The following is a 17543-nucleotide window of genomic DNA, read 5'->3' as shown; positions in this document are numbered from 1 at the left end:
AGGCCGCGCCCGACGTACCCTGTTTCAGCCGCGCACGGCGCAGTGGTTGGCGATGGCGACGTACTGCGCCACCGAAAGCTTCTCGCCACGCAGACCGGGGTCGATGTGCAGGGCATCGAAATCGGCCTCGTCCAGGAACGCACGCAGCGTGTTGCGCAGGGTCTTGCGCCGCTGGCCGAACGCCGCGGTAACGATCCGACCGAGCAACTCCTCGTCCTTCGCCCCCAGCTGATCCGTCGGCAGCGGCGCCATGCGCACGATGCTCGACATCACCTTCGGCGCTGGACGGAACGCGCCCGGCGGCACGTCGAACAGGCGCCCCATGCGGAAACGGTACTGCAGCATCACCGAGAGCCGCCCGTACTCCTCGGTGCCGGGCTCGGCCACCATGCGCATCACCACCTCCTTCTGCAGCATGAAGGTCATGTCCTTGACCTGGTCGGCGAAGCCGGCGAGGTGGAAGAGGATGGGCGTAGAGATGTTGTAGGGCAGGTTGCCGACGATGCGCAGCCGCGGGCCGCCCTGCCCGCCGCCGCCCTCGCCCCCACCCTCGTCGCCGCACAGGCTGCCGAAGTCGAACTTGAGCGCGTCGCCCTCATGCACCGTGATCTGCGCGGGGGTATAGCGCTCGTGCAGGCGGGCGATGAGGTCGCGGTCGATCTCGACGACGTGGAGGTGGCCGAGGCGCTCGATCAGCGGTGCGGTCATCGCCCCCAGGCCGGGGCCGATCTCGACCATCAGCTCGCCCGGCTGCGGGCGGATGCCGTCGATGATCTTGCGGATGATGTTGGGGTCGGACAGAAAGTTCTGGCCGAAGCGCTTGCGCGCGCGATGGCCATCGGTCTCGAAGTCGTGCATGTGGGTCCTTGACGCGCGCCGGCTCAGGATGCGGCGCGCGTGCTCGCCATCGCGATCGCCAGCTCGATTGCCGCGAACAGGCTGCCGGGATCGGCCTCGCCGGAGCCGGCAAGATCGAGCGCGGTGCCGTGGTCGACCGAGGTGCGGATGATCGGCAGGCCGAGCGTCACATTGACGCCACCGCCGAAGCTGGCGTGCTTGAGCACGGGCAGGCCCTGGTCGTGGTACATCGCCAGCACCGCATCGCCCTTGTCGAGCGTGTGTGGGACGAAGAGGGTGTCGGCAGGCAGTGGGCCGATCAGCTGCATGCCTTCGGCGCGCAGGCGCTCGAGCACCGGGAGGATGACGTCGATCTCCTCGCGCCCCATGTGGCCACCCTCGCCGGCGTGCGGATTGAGCCCTGCGACCAGGATACGCGGCGCGCGCAGGCCGAAATGGTGCACGAGGTCGGTGTGCAGGATGCGCAGCGTCTGCTCGAGCAGCTCGGGCGTGATCGCAGCCGGCACCGCGGCAAGCGGGAGATGCGTGGTCGCGAGTGCGACGCGCAGCCCGCCGCCCACGAGCATCATCACCACCCGCGGGGTGCCGGTGTGCTCGGCGAGGTACTCGGTGTGGCCGGTGAAGGGCATGGTCTCGGCGGCCCCCAGGCCTTCGCAGATCACACCCTTGTGCACCGGCGCGGTGACCATGGCGGCGAATTCGCCGCTGCGGCAGCCCGCGATCGCGCGATCCAGCAGCGCGAGCACGTAGCGCCCGTTGGCTGCGTCGAGCACGCCCGGCGCTGACGCCCGCGCGAGCGGCTGATGCAGCACCTCGATCGTGCCCGCCGGCGGCATCGCATCCGGCTGCCAGAGGCGGATGTCTGCGTTGCAGCCTATGCGCACGGCGCGCGCCCGCAGCAGCTCGATGTCGGCGAGCACGACCAGCCGCGCCGGCCAGGCGCGACCGGCGATGCGCAGGCAGAGCTCGGGACCGATACCCGCCGGCTCGCCGCTGGTGATCGCGATCACCGGGCGGGCCGTGTCGCCCGGCTGGCTCATTCGCGCTCGAGGCGGTAATCGACGTAGGTGCTGTCGCGCAGCTGGCGCACCCAATCCTCGTAGGCCTGCTCGGCCTTGCGCTCGCGCAGGGCCAGGCGGGCGGCGTTGCGCTTGCGCTCGTCGGTGACGTCCTGCACCCGGCGCTCGAGCACCTGGATCAGATGCCAGCCGAAAGGCGAGCGCACCGGCGGGCTGACCTCCCCGGCCTGCAGCATGTTCATCGCGCGCTCGAATTCGGGCACCGTATCGCCCGGATTCAGCCAGCCGAGATCCCCGCCCTTGGCCGCCGAGAGGTCGGCCGAGTTGGCCTTGGCCAGCTCGCCGAAGTCGGCGCCATTGACCACGCGCTCGCGGATCGCCCGCAGCCGCGCCTCGGCGTCGGCGTCGGACAGCACCTCGGAAGTCTTCACCAGGATGTGGCGCGCGCGTGTCTGCTCGAGCTGCTGCATCGTCTCGCCTCCCCCGCCCCGGCGGTCGACAAGGCGCACGATGTGCAGGCCGGCGGCGCTGCGCAGCACCGGCGAGGTCTGGCCCGGCTGCATGTTGCGCACCGCATCGGCGAACAGGCCGGGCAGGCGGTCCAGCGAACGCCAGCCGAGCGCACCGCCCGACAGCCCGTCGGGAGCGTCGGACACTTCGGCCGCCACGCGGGCGAAATCCTCTCCCGAACGCAGACGCGCCATCACCTGCTCGGCGCGGCGGGCGACGGCCTCGACCTGCTGCGGCGAGGCACCCTCGGGCGTGCGCAGCAGGATGTGGGAGACGGCGAATTCCTGGCCGGAGAAGGCGTCCGGATTGCTGGCGATGAAGTTGTCGATCTCGGCGTCGGTGACGACGACGCGGCTATCCACCTCGCGCTCGCGCAGACGGGTGAGGAGGATCTCGGTGCGGATCTCCTCGCGAAAACGCGTCCAGGGCACGCCATCGGTCTCGAGCGCCGCACGCAGCTGCTCCACCGAGAGCTTGTTGTTGGCGGCGACACGCTCGATCGCACGCTCGAGGGTGGCGTCATCGACCCGCAGCGAGGTCTCCTGAGCCAGTTGCACCTGAGCGCGCTCGACGATCAGGCGCTCCAGCAGCTGGCGCTGCAACACCTCCTCGGGCGGGAGCTCGACGCCCTGGCGGCCGAGCTGGCGCTTGGCCTGCTCGACGCGGGCGCGCAACTGCAGGGCCGTGATCACTTCACTGTTGACGACCGCGACGATGCGGTCGACCTCGACCGCGCGCGGCGCGGCATGGACGGGCAGGGCAAGCGTGGCCGCCACCAGGCCGGCGGCGAGGGCGAGGCGGGTTCGCAAAAAGGGACGAGTCATGTTCATTCGCTGTGGAGTCGCGGAGCGGGGCTCACTCGGCACCGAACACGCGGTCGGCCGAGGAGTCGTTGATCTTGCCATAGCCCGGCACGCTGCGCTTGATCAGGCTGAGCGGATTGGAGCCGATGCCCGCGAGGTCGTTGAGTTCGAGTTGGACGAAGATGGAGTTGGTCACGTCGTTCTCGTCGATCGCAAAGCGGTGTACCGCGGTGCGGAACACCCAGCAGCCGCCGTTGTATTCGAGGCCGGCGATTGCTTCGGTAACGCGGCCGTCCTTTATCGAGTGCGTGACCCGGCCCACCCCGTACCAGTTGCGGGTGATTGGCCACTGGCCTGAGACATCGATGTCCTTCAGGCCGACGACATCCTGTCCTTCCAGATCGATGACAAGCTTCGGCGCGTATCGATAGCTGAGGTTCAGGACCTTGCCGAACTCGGGTTGATAGCGAACGTTGGCATTTATACGTTCGCTCTGACTTGTCTCGGTGTTGTACTGCAAATACGAGTCCATCGAAACGGACGGGCTGAGGCGCCCGCCCAACCCGGCCAGCAACTCTGCGCCACGGCCGGAGGCCCTCAGTGTTTCAGCCTTGCTCAGCCCAACCCTCTGATCTGAAAAGTAGTAGCGCTGACCGATCAGCGCTCGCAGGCGCTCGACACCAGTGTCCGACTCGATGAAGCGTGTCGTCACTGCCGCAGTGAGGTCGTTGGCGTCGCCGATCCGATCCTTACCGGAGTAACGGTTCTCGGCAAAGATCTGTGCAAAGCCCACGTCATAACGACTGGTATCGAAGAGGGGAATCGCGCTTTGATCGCGATAGGGAACCTTCAAGTAGAAGAAGCGCGGCTCCAGCGTCTGCGCATACCCGCGTCCGAAGACCTCTGTCTCGCGGTCGAAGAATAACCCGCTGTCGATCGACATGATCGGCACGGAGCGGTTGATCGAGGTGGCCAGATCCTTTTGGCTAGGAATATCAGGGCGCTCCAAAGAGTACTGGCTGTAATGCACGCCCACCTTCGGGGTGACGAACCAAGCCGCGCCCTGCATCGGCAGCGACAGGTGCGGATAGGCGGTTAACCGCCCGCCCTCGACCCGAGTGGCCAATTTGTGCTCGAACTGCACGTACTCAGCATCCATCCCGGCACTGAACCCACCAGCAAGATCCGGGCGCAGTGCGGAGAGTAGGACCTGCGGCACGCGGCGATACGGGCCATAGTTCGGCTTCTCAGGATCGGGACTGAGCGTCTGATAGCTCTGGACGCGCGCCGACGCAGTCCACCAGCCACCCGTGTAATTCAGCCGCCCCTGTCGCAGCAGGTTTACGCGTGAGGCCACTCCGACATTCGAGGACAGATCCTCGAAGTAGGTGTCGTCCGAGACTGCATTTAGGTCCAGCGTGCCGTACAAATTGGGCGCGAACCGATGCTGGTGCTGGATCGAGCCCAGGCGGCGCTCCTCGCCCGTCACCCGGTCCTCGGGCATCCATTCCACGCGCGTCGTACCCTGGTAGTCGGCGCCCAGATAGCGGAACTCGCCGCCGATCTGCACGCCGCGGCGGCTCATGAAGCGTGGCGCGACGGTGGCGTCGTAGTTCGGCGCGATGTTCCAGTAGTAGGGCTGGGTGAAGTCCACACCGGTCTTGTTCGACGAGCCGAAGGTCGGCGGCAGGAGGCCGGACTGGCGCTGGCCGTTGAGCGGAAACTCGATCCACGGCATCCAGAACAGCGGCGTGTCCATGAACACGATCGAGCTACCGTGCGCGGTGCCGACCTCACGGTCGTAGTCGAGTTCGAGCTCGCGCGCCTTGATGTACCAGTCGGGATCGGTCGGACTGCAGGTGGTCCACGTGGCGTTCTTCAACCTGTACTGGTTCTCGCCCTCGAGCCTGAGCACGTCGGCCTCGCCACTGCCCGAGACGGCACGCGGCGCCTCCCCCGCGAGACCGGGGCTGCGCGCGCGGGAGAGTTCGTAACGCGGCGACTCGAACTGGCCCGTGCGGTCACCGACGACCAGGGTCGCCCGCGGGCCGCGGATCGTGTCGGTGCCGCGGCTGAGCACGACGTTGCCCTCGGCGAGCGCCTCGTCGGTCGGCTCCCGGTAGGTGACCTTGTCGGCAGTCAGCACGGTGTCGTCGCGCTGCAGCTCGGCCTCGCCTTCGGCGATGAGCTCGACGCCGCGCGAGCCGCTCAGGCGCAGGGCACTGACCGCGGTCATCCCGGGCGCAAGCGCCGCCGGTGCCGGGGCGGCGGCCGGCGCCACGGCGGCCTCCGGGGACGCGCCAAGCGCAGCGTCGCCCTTGCGCTCGCCATTTCCTGGCTCGGGCTTCGCAGCAGGCTGCTCGGGCTTGCTGACGGCGGGCGTGGCGGGCGTGGCGGGCGTGGCGGCTGCTGGCGGAGTGGCAGGAGCGGTCGCACTCCTTGCCGGCAGCGCGCGCTCCTCCACCACTGCCGGAGAGCTCGGCACCGACCTCGCGCCCGCCGCGGGCGCCGGCTGCCCCTGGCCTGCGGTCTGCGCCCCGCCCGCCTGCTCCCGCTCGACCGCCGACGGCCGGGGTGTGCGCAGCAGGTCAGGCGACACCTTGAGTGCCGGCAATCCCTGTGCATAGCTTGCCCCCGACATGCAGAGCAGCAGCAGCGGAATCAGTCGGATGCGCGTATTAGGAGCCATACGGGGAGCCATGCGGATCAAGCCTTTGCGATCATCCGGCATGCTCGGCTGCACACCCGGACCACCGTGTTGATAAACTCGCGGATTCTACACGAACGCCCGCGGAGAACCGGTTTGCATCGCCTCGAACAACTCAGGACCTGGCTCGCCGCCACCCTGCCCGGCCAGACCTTCGAACTTGCCCCGGCCTCGGCCGACGCCAGCTTCCGGCGCTATTTCCGCGCCAGTTTCGCCGACGGCAGCCCCTCGCGCATCGTCATGGACGCCCCGCCGGAGAAGGAGGACGTGCGCCCCTGGCTGCACGTGGCCGCGCTCTTCGGTGCCGCCGGCGCGCACGTCCCCGAGGTGCTCGCGCAGGACCTGTCCCAGGGCTTCCTGCTGCTCTCCGACCTCGGCTCCACCACTTATCTGCAGGCGCTCAAGGCGCAGGACGACGAACACCGCGCCGCCCACCTCTACGCCGACGCCCTCGGTTCGCTCGCCGCGATCCAGTGCGCCAGCCGCCCCGGCGTGCTGCCCGCGTACGACCGCGCGCTGCTGCTGCGCGAGCTGCAGCTCTTTCCCGAGTGGTACGTCGCCCGCCACAAGGGCGTCACCCTGACCGAGGCCGAGACCGCGACGCTGAACGCCGCCTTCGAGCAGATCCTCGCGGTGAACCTCGCCGAACCGCAGGTCTTCGTGCACCGCGACTACCACTCGCGCAACCTGATGCTGCTCGAGCCCGCTGACGGTCGCGGCGCCAACCCGGGCATCATCGACTTCCAGGACGCGGTCTACGGGCCGATCAGCTACGACCTGGTGTCGCTATTCAAGGACGCCTACATCCGCTGGAACGAGGACTTCATCCTCGACCTGCTGATCCGCTACTGGGAGACCGCCAGGAAGCTCGGCCTGCCGGTGCGCGCCGAGTTCGCCGACTTCCACCGCGACTTCGAATGGATGGGCGTGCAGCGCCACATCAAGGTGCTCGGCATCTTCGCCCGCCTCTGCCACCGCGACGGCAAGGACGGCTACCTCGCCGACATGCCGCTGGTGATGGACTACCTGCGCCGCGCCTGCAAGCGCTACCGCGACCTCGGCCCGCTGCTCAAGCTGCTCGACCGCCTCGAGCCCGAGGAAACCCAGGTCGGCTACACCTTCTGATGGCCCAGACCCGCGCGATGATCCTCGCCGCCGGCCGCGGCGAGCGCATGCGTCCGCTCACCGACCACACGCCCAAGCCCTTGCTGGCGGTCGGCGGCAAGCCGCTGATCGTGTGGCACATCGAGCGCCTGCGCGCCGCCGGCTTCAGCGAGCTGGTGATCAACCACGCCCATCTCGGTCACCGGCTCGAGGAGGCGCTCGGCGACGGCGCCGCCTTGGGCGTGCGCATCGCGTGGTCGCCGGAGGCCTGCGCGCTGGAGACGGCCGGCGGCATCCGCCACGCCCTGCCGCTGCTCGGTGACGCGCCCTTCGTCGTCGTCAACGGCGACGTGTATTGCGACGCCGACTTCGACGCCCTGCGCGCCGCCGCCGACGGCCTGCGCGCCGACGGCACGCTCGCCCACCTGCTGCTGGTGGATAACCCCGGGCACCACCCGGAAGGCGACTTCCACCTCGCCACCGACGGCCTCATCCACGCCGACGGCCAGCCACGGCTGACCTTCTCCGGCCTCGGCGCCTACCATCCCGCGCTGTTCGCCGGGCTGCCCGACGACACCCCCGCCAAGCTCGCCCCGCTGCTGCGCGCGGCGATGCGCGCAGGCACCGTCACCGGCCGCCACCATCGCGGGCGCTGGATCGACGTTGGCACACCGCAGCGCCTGGCCGAGCTCGATGGGGAACTCCGCCGCGGCGACTGAGCCTCACCCTGGCCCGTGCGGTGAACGCAACGGCCTGTCCACGCGAAGCCGCGAAACCAGCGCCCTTCCCTGCAGTGCCATAATTCAGCCCATGAACACCCTCACCGCTCCGCACCTGGCCCCCGCCCTCGACACCACCCCCTTCCGCGCCCGCCGCGCTCGCCTGCTCGCGCGCATGCAGGCGGCCGGCGGTGGCGTCGCCATCCTGCCCACCGCCCCCGAGCGGGTGCGCAACCGCGACGCCCACTACGCCTACCGCCACGACAGCTATTTCTACTACCTCACCGCCTTCCGCGAACCCGAGGCGGTGGTGGTGCTGGTCGCCGGCAAGGAAACGAAGCAGATCCTGTTCTGCCGCGAGAAGAACGAGGAGCGCGAGATCTGGGACGGCTACCGCTGGGGCCCGGAGGCGGCACGCGAGGCCTTCGGCTTCGACGAGGCATGGACCATCGGCGACCTCGAGAAGCGCCTGCCCGACTACCTCGCCGACCAGCCCCTGTTGTGGACCAGCCTCGGCTACGACAACGACTGGGACGCGCGCGTGCTCGGCGCGCTCAACGCCGTGCGCGACAGGGCCCGCACCGGCCTCACCCCGCCGCACTCGGTGCACGACCTGCGCGCCGAGCTCGACGAGATGCGCCTCGTCAAGGATGCCTCCGAGCTCGCCACCATGCGCCGTGCCGCGCAGATCTCGGCCGACGCCCACTGCCGCGCCATGCGCGCCACCCGCCCGGGGCGCTTCGAATACGAGATCGAGGCCGAGCTGCTGCACGCCTTCCGCGCCGCCGGCAGCCAGGCGCCGGCCTACACCTCGATCGTGGCCGGCGGCGCCAACGCCTGCGTGCTGCACTACATCGACAACGACAAGCCACTCGCCGACGGCGACCTGCTGCTGATCGACGCCGGCTGCGAGCTCGACGGCTACGCCTCCGACATCACCCGCACTTTCCCGGTGAACGGCCGCTTCTCCGCGCCGCAGCGCGACGTGTATGAGATCGTGCTCGCCGCCCAGGCCGCCGCGCGCGAAGCCACCCGCCCCGGCGCGCACTGGAACGAAGCGCACGACGCCGCGGTGAAGGTGCTCGCCCAGGGCATGCTCGACCTCGGCCTCATCAAGGGCAGCCTCGACGGCGTGCTCGACAACGGCGACTACCGCCGCTTCTACATGCACCGCACCGGCCACTGGCTGGGCATGGACGTGCACGACGCCGGCGAGTACAAGCTCGGCGGCGAGTGGCGACCGCTGGCCGAAGGCATGGTGCTGACCATCGAGCCGGGCTGCTACATCCGCCCCGCCGACGACGTACCCGAGGCCTTCTGGAACATCGGCATCCGCATCGAGGACGACGCGGTGGTCACCGCCGACGGCTGCGAGCTGATCACCGGGGGCGTACCCAAGGCCGTCGCGGACATCGAGGTGCTGATGCGGGACACCCGTCATGGCTGAGGACGTGGCCGAGCGCGTCCATGACCTGCTGATCGTCGGCGCCGGCCCGGTCGGCCTGGCGCTCGCGCTCGCGCTCAAGGACGCCGGGCTCGACATCGTGCTCGCCGATGCGCGCACGCGCGAGGCCGTCAGCCGCGACCCGCGCGACCTCGCGCTCGCCCACGGCACCCGGCTCACGCTGCAACGCCTCGGCGTGTGGGAGGCACTGCCGACGACGGCGATCCAGCACATCCACATCTCGCATCAGGGCGGGCTCGGGCGCACGCTGATCGACGCCGCCGAGCACGAGCTGCCGGCACTTGGCTACGTCTCGTCCGCCGGCACGCTCGCCGCCGCGCTGCGCGCCGCGGTCGACGCCGCCGGCATCCCGGTGCTCGACGAAACCGAGATCACCAACCTGGCCGCGGGCGCGGACGACGTGATCGCCAGCCTCGCCGTGGCCGGCCAGCCCGCGACCAGGTTGCGCGCGCGGTTCGCCGCCTGCGCCGAAGGCGGGCTGCGCGCGGGGGACGCCAACGTGGTCGAGCACGACTACGGCCAGCATGCGCTGATCGCCGACGTGCAGGTCGCCGGCGGCCACCGCCACACCGCCTTCGAACGCTTCACCCGCGAGGGGCCGGTCGCCCTGCTGCCCAAGGGCCAGGGCTACGCGCTGGTGCATGTCGCCCACCCGGAGACCGCCGACGCACTGCTCGCGCTCGACGACGAAGCCTACCTCGCCCGCCTGCAGGCCCACATCGGCGGCCGCGCGCGGCTCACCAGCGTCGGTCCGCGCCTGCGCTATCCGCTGGTGCTGCGTTACCGGCGCTCGACCATCGCGCAGCGCACGGTATGGCTCGGCAACGCCGCGCAGACCCTACATCCTGTCGCCGGACAGGGCTTCAACCTCGCGCTGCGGGATGTGTGGGCGCTCGCTGACACCGTGCTGAAGCGGCGCGACGCCTGGCTTGCCGGCGCCTCATCCGGTCACGCCCGCCCGAGCGCCCCTGCGGCGCATACGGCGGCATCGGCCGCTCCGGGCACCGGCATGCAAGGTGCAACACCCTTCGACGCCGGTCGCCCCGAGTTGCTTGCCGCTTATGCCCGCGCCCGCGGCCTCGACCGCCTTGGCACGATCCGTTTCACCGATACCCTGGTGCGGGTGTTCAGCAACGACTTCGCGCCGCTACGCCACGCGCGCGGCGCCGCACTGCTCGCGCTCGACCTGCTGCCGCCTGCGCGCAATTTTCTCGCCCGCCGGATGCTGTTCGGCGCCCGCGCCTGGCCGTGAGGGCCCCACACCTGGCCTTGCGGCGCCCCAGGTCTCGGGGCAAGCCGTTCAGGCTCGGCATGCGCGTCCCAAACCAGCAAGAAGGCCTGCACCCCGGACACGAGGCTGCAGGCCTTTCGTTTCATGAGCGCCGCCATCGGGCGGCGCGATCCTCGACTGCCGATCAGAACGCCGGCACCACCGCCCCTTGGTACTTGTCGGCAAGGAACTGCTTGACCTCGGGCGAGCTCAGCGCGGCGGCGAGCTTCTTCATCGCCGGGCTGTCAGCGTTGTCCTCGCGCGCGACCAGCAGGTTGGCGTAGGGCGAGCTGGCGTCCTCGATGAAGAGCGAATCCTTGAGCGGGTTGAGCTTGGCCTCGATCGCGTAGTTGGTGTTGATCACCGCCAGGTCGACCTGGTTGAGGATGCGCGGCAGGGTCGCGGCCTCGAGTTCACGGATCTTGAGCTTCTTCGGGTTGTCGGCGATGTCCTTCTGGGTGGCCGAGATGTTGTTCAGGTCCTTCAGCGTGATCAGCCCGTTCTTGGCCATCAGCAGCAGCGCGCGGCCGGAGTTGGACGGATCGTTCGGGATCGCCACGGTCGCGCCCTCGGGGATGTCGGCCACCGCCTTGTGCTTGCCCGAGTAGGCGCCGAGCGGCTCGACGTGCACCTTGGTGACCACGGTCTGGATGTCGTTCTTCTGCTTCTTCTTAAATTCGTCGAGGTAGGGCTGATGCAGAAAGAAGTTGCCGTCGACGCGCTTCTCGTTGGTCTGCATCGAGGGCTGCACGTAGTCGGTGAACACCTTCACCTCGAGCTCCACGCCTTCCTTGGCCAGCATCGGCTTGACGAACTCGAGGATCTCGGCGTGCGGCACCGGGGTGGCGGCGATGACCAGGCGGTCGGCGGCGGACGCGGCACTGCCGGCGGCCAGGGTCAGGGTGCCGAGGGCGGCGGCGAGCAGCTTGCGCAGGGTAAACGACATCGTTGAAGTCTCCTTCGTGGGGATCACTTGCGGGTGAAATACAGCACCAGGCGGTCGCCCGAGTACTGGATGATCTGGACGAGCACGACCAGCAGGGCGACGGTGATCACCATCACCTCGGTCTGGAAGCGCTGATAGCCGAAACGGATCGCGAGGTCGCCGAGGCCACCGCCGCCGATCACGCCGGACATCGCAGCATAGGACATCAAGGTGATCGCCGTCACGGTGATGGCGGCGATCAGCCCGGGCAGCGCCTCGGGCAGCAGCGCGCCGAAGATGATGCGGTGGGTGCGGATGCCCATCGCCTGGCAGGCCTCGATCACGCCGCGGTCGACCTCGCGCAGCACGTTCTCGACCAGGCGTGCGAAGAAGGGCGCGGTGCCCACCACCAGCGGCGGAATCGCGCCCTCGACGCCGAGCGAGGTACCGATCAGGATCACCGTGACCGGGATCATCACGATCAGCAGGATCAGGAAGGGCACCGAGCGCAGCACGTTCACCACGAAGGACAGCACCGTATAGACGAAGCCCTGCTCGAGCAGCTGGCGCTTGGCGGTGACGAACAGCAGGATGCCCAGCGGCAAGCCGAGCAGGATGGTGAAGAACAGCGACACCCCGGTCATGACCAGGGTCTCCCAGGTCGCCAGCCAGATGTCGCTCCAGTCGATGACGGACAGGTCCATTACTGCAGCACCTCGTGGTGGATCTGGCGGCGGTCGAGCTCGGCGAACACTTCGCGGATCTCGTCCTCGCCGCCCTCGAGCTCGAGCAGCAGCTGGCCGAAGGGCAAGTCCTTGATGCTCGAGACCTCGCCCTGCAGGATCGTGATCTGCACCTTGCCGCCAGCCATGATGCGGCTGAGGATCGGCTGGTAGGTCACGTCGCCGATGTAGGTCAGGCGCACCAGCGTGCCGCGCAGCTTGTCGCTCATGTAGGCGTGCGCCGGGTCGAAGCTCGCCGCCGCAAGCGCGTCGCTCTGCGCCACCATGCTGCGGGTGACCGGATGCTGCGGATGCAGGAAGACGTCCGCCACCCTGCCCGCCTCGACGATGCGCCCGCCGTCAATGACCGCGACGCGGTCGCAGATCGTGCGGATCACCTGCATCTCGTGCGTGATCAGCACGATGGTGAGACCGAGCTGGCGGTTGATGTCGAGCAGCAGGCGCAGGATGGACTGCGTGGTCTCGGGGTCGAGCGCCGAGGTCGCCTCGTCGCACAGCAGGATCTGCGGCCGATTCGCGAGCGCGCGCGCAATGCCCACGCGCTGCTTCTGCCCGCCGGAGAGCTGCGAGGGGTACTTGTGGCCGTGCTCGGACAGGCCCACCAGCGCGAGCAGCTCCTTCACCCTTGCCGCGCGCTCGGCGGCATTCGTGTGCCCGGTCGCCTTCAGCGGCCAGTCGATGTTGTCGGCGACGGTCTTGGCGTTGAGCAGGTTGAAGTGCTGGAAGATCATGCCCACGCGACGGCGCAGGGCGTAGAGGCCTTCGCTGTCGAGCGCGGTGATGTCCTCGCCGTCGATCAGCACGCGCCCGGCAGAGGGGCGCTCGAGCAGGTTCAGGGTGCGGATCAGCGTGCTCTTGCCGGCGCCCGAACGGCCGATGATGCCGAACACCTCGCCGGCGCCGATCTCGAGGCTGATGTCGGCGAGCGCCGCCACCTCGCGGCCGTCGGTGGCGCGGTAGGTCTTGTGCAGGTTTTCGATGCGGATCACGACAGGGGCGTCCGGAGCGGGAAAAAGCCGCGGATTTTACCCGCGCCGCCGACTCGACACCAACAAGGCAAGCTTGTAGGCTCGCCGCCACCCGCGACCGCCCACTCCTGCCCGCCCCCCTCGAGCTTCCTCACACTTCCCGCCCGCAAGGACCGCGCCTCATGCCGCACGACGACACCCTCGCCCCCGCCACCCTCGCCGCCCAGGGCCTGGGCGCAGCGACCATGCCCCATCGCGACATCGTGCCGCCGATCCACATGGCGAGCACCTTCGAGCGCGCCGAGGACGGCAGCCTGCCCGGCGGCCGCATCTACGCGCGCGACGCCAGCCCGGCCTACGACCCCGCCGAAGCCCTGCTGTGCAGGCTCGAGGGCGGCGCCGAGGCGGCGCTGTTCGCCTCCGGCATGGCGGCAGCCTCGGCGGTGCTGCTGGCACTCAGGCCCGGCGCGCGCATCGTCGCCCCGCACGACATGTACTGGTCGCTGCGCAACTGGATGATCGGCTTCTCGACCAACTGGCAGATCACGCTCGATTTCTACGCCGACGCCGACGAGCTCGCCGCGCTGCTGCAGCGCCCAGCCGACCTGGTGTGGGCGGAGACGCCCGCCAACCCGACCTGGGAGATCCTCGACATCGCGCGCGCAGCGGCGCTCGCCCACGCCGCCGGTGCCCGCCTGGTCGTCGACTCGACGGTCCCGACGCCGGTGTTCACCCGCCCGCTCGCGCTCGGCGCCGACATCGTCATGCATTCGGCGACCAAGTACCTCAACGGCCACTCCGACGTGGTCGCCGGCGTCCTGGTCACACGCGCCGCCGACGACTTCTGGACCCGCATCAGGACGGCGCGCGCGGCCGGCGGCGCCGTGCTCGGCCCCTTCGAGGCCTGGCTGCTCAACCGCGGCCTGCGCACGCTCTTTCCCCGCGTGCGCACCGCGGCCGCCTCGGCGCTGCGCATCGCGCAGCACTTCGAGCACCACCCGGCGCTGCTCGCGGTCCTCTACCCCGGTCTGCCCTCGCACCCCGGCCACGACATCGCCCGCAGGCAGATGGAGGGCGGCTTCGGCGCCATGCTCTCGCTGCGCGTGAGGGGCGGCGAAGCGGTCGCGCGCCGGGTCGCCGGCGCGGTGCGCATCTTCCGCCGCGCGACCTCGCTCGGCTCGGTCGAGAGCCTGATCGAGCACCGCGGCCCGATCGAAGGCCCCGGCACGCGCTGCCCGCTCGACCTGCTGCGGATCTCGGTGGGCATCGAGGACTGCGAGGACCTGATCGCCGACCTCGACCAGGCCCTGAGCGCTGCCGCGACCTCCTGAGTCGGCCAGGACACGGGCGGGTCGCGCCCGCATGCACACCGCTGCCGAGAGCGCAAGCCTCTGTATCGATTGCGCATCGTGCAAAAGTCCGCACGCCCAGTCGTCAAGGGGATGGGGTAAAATGCCGCGTTTTCCCCTGCCCATCCGACCATGCAGTTCGCCGGCTTCACCTTGCGCAACAATCTCTTCGTCGCCCCCATGGCAGGGGTGACGGACCGTCCTTTCCGCCAGTTGTGCAAGAAGCTGGGCGCAGGCGTCGCCGTGTCCGAGATGGTCACCTCCAACTCGCTGCTCTACGGCAGCGAGAAGACCCGCCGTCGCGCCGACCACACCGGCGAGGTCGACCCGATCTCGGTGCAGATCGCCGGCGCCGACCCGGCGATGATGGCCGAGGCGGCGAAGTACAACGCCGACAACGGCGCCCAGATCATCGACATCAACATGGGCTGCCCGGCCAAGAAGGTCTGCAACGTGATGGCGGGTTCGGCGCTGATGCAGGACGAGCCCCTGGTCGCACGCATCCTCGAGGCGGTGGTCAATGCGGTGCCCGATACCCCGGTCACGCTCAAGTTCCGCACCGGCTGGAACCGCGCCAACAAGAACGCCCCCGTGATCGCCCGCATCGCCGAGGACGCCGGCATCCGCGCGATCGCGATCCATGGCCGCACGCGCGCCGACCAGTACATGGGCGAGGCCGAGTACGACACCATCGCCCACGTGAAGACGCTGGTGAAGATCCCGGTGATCGCCAACGGCGACATCACCAGCCCGCAGAAGGCCAAGTACGTGCTCGACTACACCGGCGCCGACGGCGTCATGATCGGCCGCGCGGCGCAGGGCCGGCCATGGATCTTCCGCGAGACCGAGCATTTCCTGGCCACCGGCGAGCTCATGCCGTCGCCGCTGGTAAGCGAGATCCACCAGGTCTGCCGCGAGCACCTCGCTGACCTCTACGGCTTCTATGGCGACGATCGTGGCGTGAAGATCGCGCGCAAGCACATCTCCTGGTACACCAAGGGCCTGGTCGGCTCGGCGGCTTTCCGTCGCGCAATGAACCAGATCCCCGACATTCCCGCCCAGCTCGCCGCAGTGGACGACTTCTTCGGCCAGCTTGCCGAGGCCGATGCCCGCCTGAGCTACGAGACGGACGCGCACGTGGACGAATCCGCAGAATTCCCGCAGGAACTCGCAGCATGAGCCGCAGCAACGAGATCGCGGACGCCGTCGTCCGCACGCTGGACCAGTATTTCCGCGACCTCGACGGCGAGAAGCCGGCCGCCATCCACGACATGGTGATCCGCAACGTCGAGCGCCCGCTGCTGGAGTTCGTGCTTCAGCGCGCCAACGGCAACCAGACCGTCGCCGCCGAGATGCTGGGCATCAACCGCAATACGCTGCGCCGCAAGCTGACCGACTACGAGTTGCTGTGAGCGCCGCGGCTGCGCGAACGCGTTCCAGCGATCGCACGCCGCCGATCCTTTCGATTCGCAACCTTCCGATCTTCACCTCCGGTCCAACACGATGAACGTCACCCAAGCCCTGATCAGCGTCTCCGACAAACGCGGCGTGCTCGACTTCGCGCGCGAACTCTCCGCGCTCGGCATCAAGCTGCTGTCGACCGGCGGCACCGCCAGCCTGCTGCGCGAGGCCGGCCTGCCGGTCACCGACGTCTCCGAGCACACCGGCTTCCCCGAGATGCTCGACGGCCGCGTCAAGACCCTGCATCCGAAGGTGCACGGTGGCATCCTCGCCCGCCGCGACCTCGCCGAGCACATGGAGACGATCGCCGCCCACGACATCGGCCGCATAGACCTGGTGGTGGTGAACCTCTATCCCTTCCAGCAGACCGTGGCCAAGCCCGACTGTTCGCTCGAGGACGCGATCGAGAACATCGACATCGGCGGCCCCACCATGGTGCGCGCCGCGGCCAAGAACCATGGCAACGAGGATGGCGGCGTCGGCATCGTCACCGACCCCGAGGACTACGGCTGCATCATCGAGGAGCTCAAGGCCAACGCGGGCAAGCTCAGCCACAAGACCCGCTTCGCGCTCGCGGTGAAGGCCTTCACCCACACCGCGCGCTACGACTCGGCGATCTCCAACTACCTCACCGCGCTGGTCACCAACGAGGCCGGCGACGTGTCGCTGCAGACCTACCCCGAGCGCCTGCAGCTCGCCTTCGACAAGGTGCAGGACCTGCGCTACGGCGAGAACCCGCATCAGACCGCGGCCTTCTACCGTCAGCCGGGCGCGGCCGAGGGCGGCATCGCCGGCTACACCCAGCTGCAGGGCAAGGAGCTGTCGTACAACAACATCGCCGACGCCGACGCGGCGTGGGAGTGCGTCAAGGCCTTCGACGGCTCGGCGCCGGCCTGCGTCATCGTCAAGCACGCCAATCCCTGCGGCGTGGCCGTCGCCGCCAGCCCGCTCGAGGCCTACAAGAAGGCCTTCTCGACCGATCCCACCTCGGCCTTCGGCGGCATCATCGCTTTCAACGGCGAGGTCGACCGCGCTGCGGCCGAGGCCGTGTCGGCGCAGTTCCTCGAAGTGCTGATCGCGCCGTCCTACAGCGCCGACGCGCTCGAACTGCTCGCCGGCAAGAAGAACGTGCGCGTGCTCACCTGCCCGCTCGGCCAGCCCGCCGGCGCCTTCGACTACAAGCGCGTCGGAGGCGGCCTGCTCGTGCAGAGCGCCGACGAGGCGCGCATCCAGGTCGCCGACCTGAAGGTGGTGACCCAGCGCGCACCGACCGAGGCGGAGATACGCGACATGCTGTTCGCCTGGCGCGTAGCCAAGTACGTCAAGTCGAACGCCATCGTGTACTGCAAGGACGGCATGACCATCGGCGTCGGCGCCGGCCAGATGAGCCGCGTCGACTCCGCCCGCATCGCCAAGATCAAGGCCGAGAACGCCGGCCTGCAGATCGCCGGCTGTGTGGTCGCCTCGGACGCCTTCTTCCCCTTCCGCGACGGCCTCGACGTGCTCGCCCAGGCCGGCGCCACCGCGGTGATCCAGCCCGGCGGCTCGATGCGCGACGAAGAGGTGATCGCCGCCGCCAACGAGCAGAACATCGCCATGGTCTTCACCGGCTTCAGGCATTTCCGCCACTAAGAACGACCAC

The 17543-nt window shown here is 69.2% G+C and carries 15 protein-coding genes; 8 read left to right on the top strand and 7 right to left on the bottom strand.

Going from position 1 to position 17543, the window contains the following annotated elements; genetic code table 11:
• Nucleotides 1–24: 24 nt before the first annotated feature.
• Genes rsmA through AAG895_RS05470 form a run of 4 tightly spaced genes read right to left on the bottom strand, consistent with a single transcriptional unit; the run spans nt 25 to nt 5921 of the window.
• On the bottom strand, nt 25–858 hold the full coding sequence (gene rsmA / locus AAG895_RS05485; protein WP_345794525.1) for a 16S rRNA (adenine(1518)-N(6)/adenine(1519)-N(6))-dimethyltransferase RsmA: 834 nt from the start codon (nt 856–858) through the stop codon (nt 25–27).
• Nucleotides 859–881: 23 nt separating this feature from the next.
• Nucleotides 882–1898, bottom strand: coding sequence for a 4-hydroxythreonine-4-phosphate dehydrogenase PdxA (gene pdxA / locus AAG895_RS05480; RefSeq protein ID WP_345794524.1), 1017 nt, complete (start codon nt 1896–1898; stop codon nt 882–884).
• Complete coding sequence (locus tag AAG895_RS05475; RefSeq protein WP_345794523.1) at nt 1895–3211, bottom strand: peptidylprolyl isomerase; 1317 nt, start codon at nt 3209–3211, stop codon at nt 1895–1897. Before AAG895_RS05475 ends, pdxA begins: the two co-directional genes overlap by 4 nt.
• A gap of 31 nt (nt 3212–3242) precedes the next feature.
• Entirely contained in the window at nt 3243–5921 is a 2679-nt protein-coding gene (locus AAG895_RS05470; RefSeq protein ID WP_345794522.1) for an LPS-assembly protein LptD, read from the bottom strand.
• A 72-nt stretch (nt 5922–5993) separates the two neighbouring features.
• Between AAG895_RS05470 and AAG895_RS05465 the strand changes: the two genes are divergently transcribed.
• The 4 genes from AAG895_RS05465 to AAG895_RS05450 all read left to right on the top strand — a co-directional run bounded on the left by AAG895_RS05465 (nt 5994) and on the right by AAG895_RS05450 (nt 10437).
• Nucleotides 5994–7022, top strand: coding sequence for a phosphotransferase (locus tag AAG895_RS05465; RefSeq protein WP_345794521.1), 1029 nt, complete (start codon nt 5994–5996; stop codon nt 7020–7022).
• Nucleotides 7023–7039: 17 nt separating this feature from the next.
• A complete protein-coding gene (gene murU, locus AAG895_RS05460; RefSeq protein WP_345795234.1) occupies nt 7040–7720 on the top strand; it encodes an N-acetylmuramate alpha-1-phosphate uridylyltransferase MurU in 681 nt (226 codons plus the stop codon).
• A 91-nt stretch (nt 7721–7811) separates the two neighbouring features.
• Nucleotides 7812–9167, top strand: coding sequence for an aminopeptidase P N-terminal domain-containing protein (locus AAG895_RS05455; RefSeq protein ID WP_345794520.1), 1356 nt, complete (start codon nt 7812–7814; stop codon nt 9165–9167).
• Nucleotides 9160–10437, top strand: a complete 1278-nt coding sequence (locus AAG895_RS05450; protein ID WP_345794519.1) for an FAD-dependent monooxygenase — start codon at nt 9160–9162, stop codon at nt 10435–10437. The genes AAG895_RS05455 and AAG895_RS05450 overlap by 8 nt, the downstream gene beginning before the upstream one ends.
• 163 nt (nt 10438–10600) lie before the next feature.
• Here AAG895_RS05450 and AAG895_RS05445 read toward each other — a convergent pair whose 3' ends face one another.
• From AAG895_RS05445 to AAG895_RS05435, 3 genes are read right to left on the bottom strand one after another with little or no spacing between them, the layout of a single operon-like run.
• Nucleotides 10601–11401: a MetQ/NlpA family ABC transporter substrate-binding protein gene (locus tag AAG895_RS05445; RefSeq protein ID WP_345794518.1), complete on the bottom strand. Its 801-nt coding sequence runs from the start codon at nt 11399–11401 to the stop codon at nt 10601–10603.
• A gap of 23 nt (nt 11402–11424) precedes the next feature.
• Nucleotides 11425–12084, bottom strand: a complete 660-nt coding sequence (locus tag AAG895_RS05440; protein WP_004262690.1) for a methionine ABC transporter permease — start codon at nt 12082–12084, stop codon at nt 11425–11427.
• Complete coding sequence (locus tag AAG895_RS05435; RefSeq protein ID WP_345794517.1) at nt 12084–13112, bottom strand: ATP-binding cassette domain-containing protein; 1029 nt, start codon at nt 13110–13112, stop codon at nt 12084–12086. The genes AAG895_RS05440 and AAG895_RS05435 overlap by 1 nt, the downstream gene beginning before the upstream one ends.
• Before the next feature lie 161 nt (nt 13113–13273).
• On the opposite strand from AAG895_RS05435, the gene AAG895_RS05430 reads away from it, so the two are divergent.
• From AAG895_RS05430 to purH, 4 genes are all read left to right on the top strand, one after another.
• A complete protein-coding gene (locus AAG895_RS05430) occupies nt 13274–14422 on the top strand; it encodes a PLP-dependent transferase (RefSeq protein WP_345794516.1) in 1149 nt (382 codons plus the stop codon).
• 150 nt (nt 14423–14572) lie between these two features.
• Complete coding sequence (gene dusB / locus AAG895_RS05425) at nt 14573–15619, top strand: tRNA dihydrouridine synthase DusB (RefSeq protein WP_345794515.1); 1047 nt, start codon at nt 14573–14575, stop codon at nt 15617–15619.
• A complete protein-coding gene (locus tag AAG895_RS05420; RefSeq protein WP_345794514.1) occupies nt 15616–15852 on the top strand; it encodes a helix-turn-helix domain-containing protein in 237 nt (78 codons plus the stop codon). The genes dusB and AAG895_RS05420 overlap by 4 nt, the downstream gene beginning before the upstream one ends.
• A gap of 91 nt (nt 15853–15943) precedes the next feature.
• Nucleotides 15944–17533, top strand: coding sequence for a bifunctional phosphoribosylaminoimidazolecarboxamide formyltransferase/IMP cyclohydrolase (gene purH / locus AAG895_RS05415; RefSeq protein WP_345794513.1), 1590 nt, complete (start codon nt 15944–15946; stop codon nt 17531–17533).
• Nucleotides 17534–17543: the final 10 nt, after the last annotated feature.

The organism is Thauera sp. JM12B12 (assembly GCF_039614725.1).
Lineage (GTDB): Bacteria > Pseudomonadota > Gammaproteobacteria > Burkholderiales > Rhodocyclaceae > Thauera.
Note: the sequence above shows the minus strand (reverse complement) of the source record. Positions and strands in the feature narration are given on the sequence as shown.

Bases quoted from the DNA above. Each gene is read 5' to 3' on its own strand.
- rsmA (WP_345794525.1), bottom strand. From the start codon at position 858: ATGCACGACTTCGAGACCGATGGCCATCGCGCGCGCAAGCGCTTCGGC.
- pdxA (WP_345794524.1), bottom strand. From the start codon at position 1,898: ATGAGCCAGCCGGGCGACACGGCCCGCCCGGTGATCGCGATCACCAGC.
- AAG895_RS05475 (WP_345794523.1), bottom strand. From the start codon at position 3,211: ATGACTCGTCCCTTTTTGCGAACCCGCCTCGCCCTCGCCGCCGGCCTG.
- AAG895_RS05470 (WP_345794522.1), bottom strand. From the start codon at position 5,921: ATGCCGGATGATCGCAAAGGCTTGATCCGCATGGCTCCCCGTATGGCT.
- murU (WP_345795234.1), top strand. From the start codon at position 7,040: ATGATCCTCGCCGCCGGCCGCGGCGAGCGCATGCGTCCGCTCACCGAC.
- AAG895_RS05455 (WP_345794520.1), top strand. From the start codon at position 7,812: ATGAACACCCTCACCGCTCCGCACCTGGCCCCCGCCCTCGACACCACC.
- AAG895_RS05450 (WP_345794519.1), top strand. From the start codon at position 9,160: ATGGCTGAGGACGTGGCCGAGCGCGTCCATGACCTGCTGATCGTCGGC.
- AAG895_RS05445 (WP_345794518.1), bottom strand. From the start codon at position 11,401: ATGTCGTTTACCCTGCGCAAGCTGCTCGCCGCCGCCCTCGGCACCCTG.
- AAG895_RS05440 (WP_004262690.1), bottom strand. From the start codon at position 12,084: ATGGACCTGTCCGTCATCGACTGGAGCGACATCTGGCTGGCGACCTGG.
- AAG895_RS05430 (WP_345794516.1), top strand. From the start codon at position 13,274: ATGCCGCACGACGACACCCTCGCCCCCGCCACCCTCGCCGCCCAGGGC.
- dusB (WP_345794515.1), top strand. From the start codon at position 14,573: ATGCAGTTCGCCGGCTTCACCTTGCGCAACAATCTCTTCGTCGCCCCC.
- AAG895_RS05420 (WP_345794514.1), top strand. From the start codon at position 15,616: ATGAGCCGCAGCAACGAGATCGCGGACGCCGTCGTCCGCACGCTGGAC.
- purH (WP_345794513.1), top strand. From the start codon at position 15,944: ATGAACGTCACCCAAGCCCTGATCAGCGTCTCCGACAAACGCGGCGTG.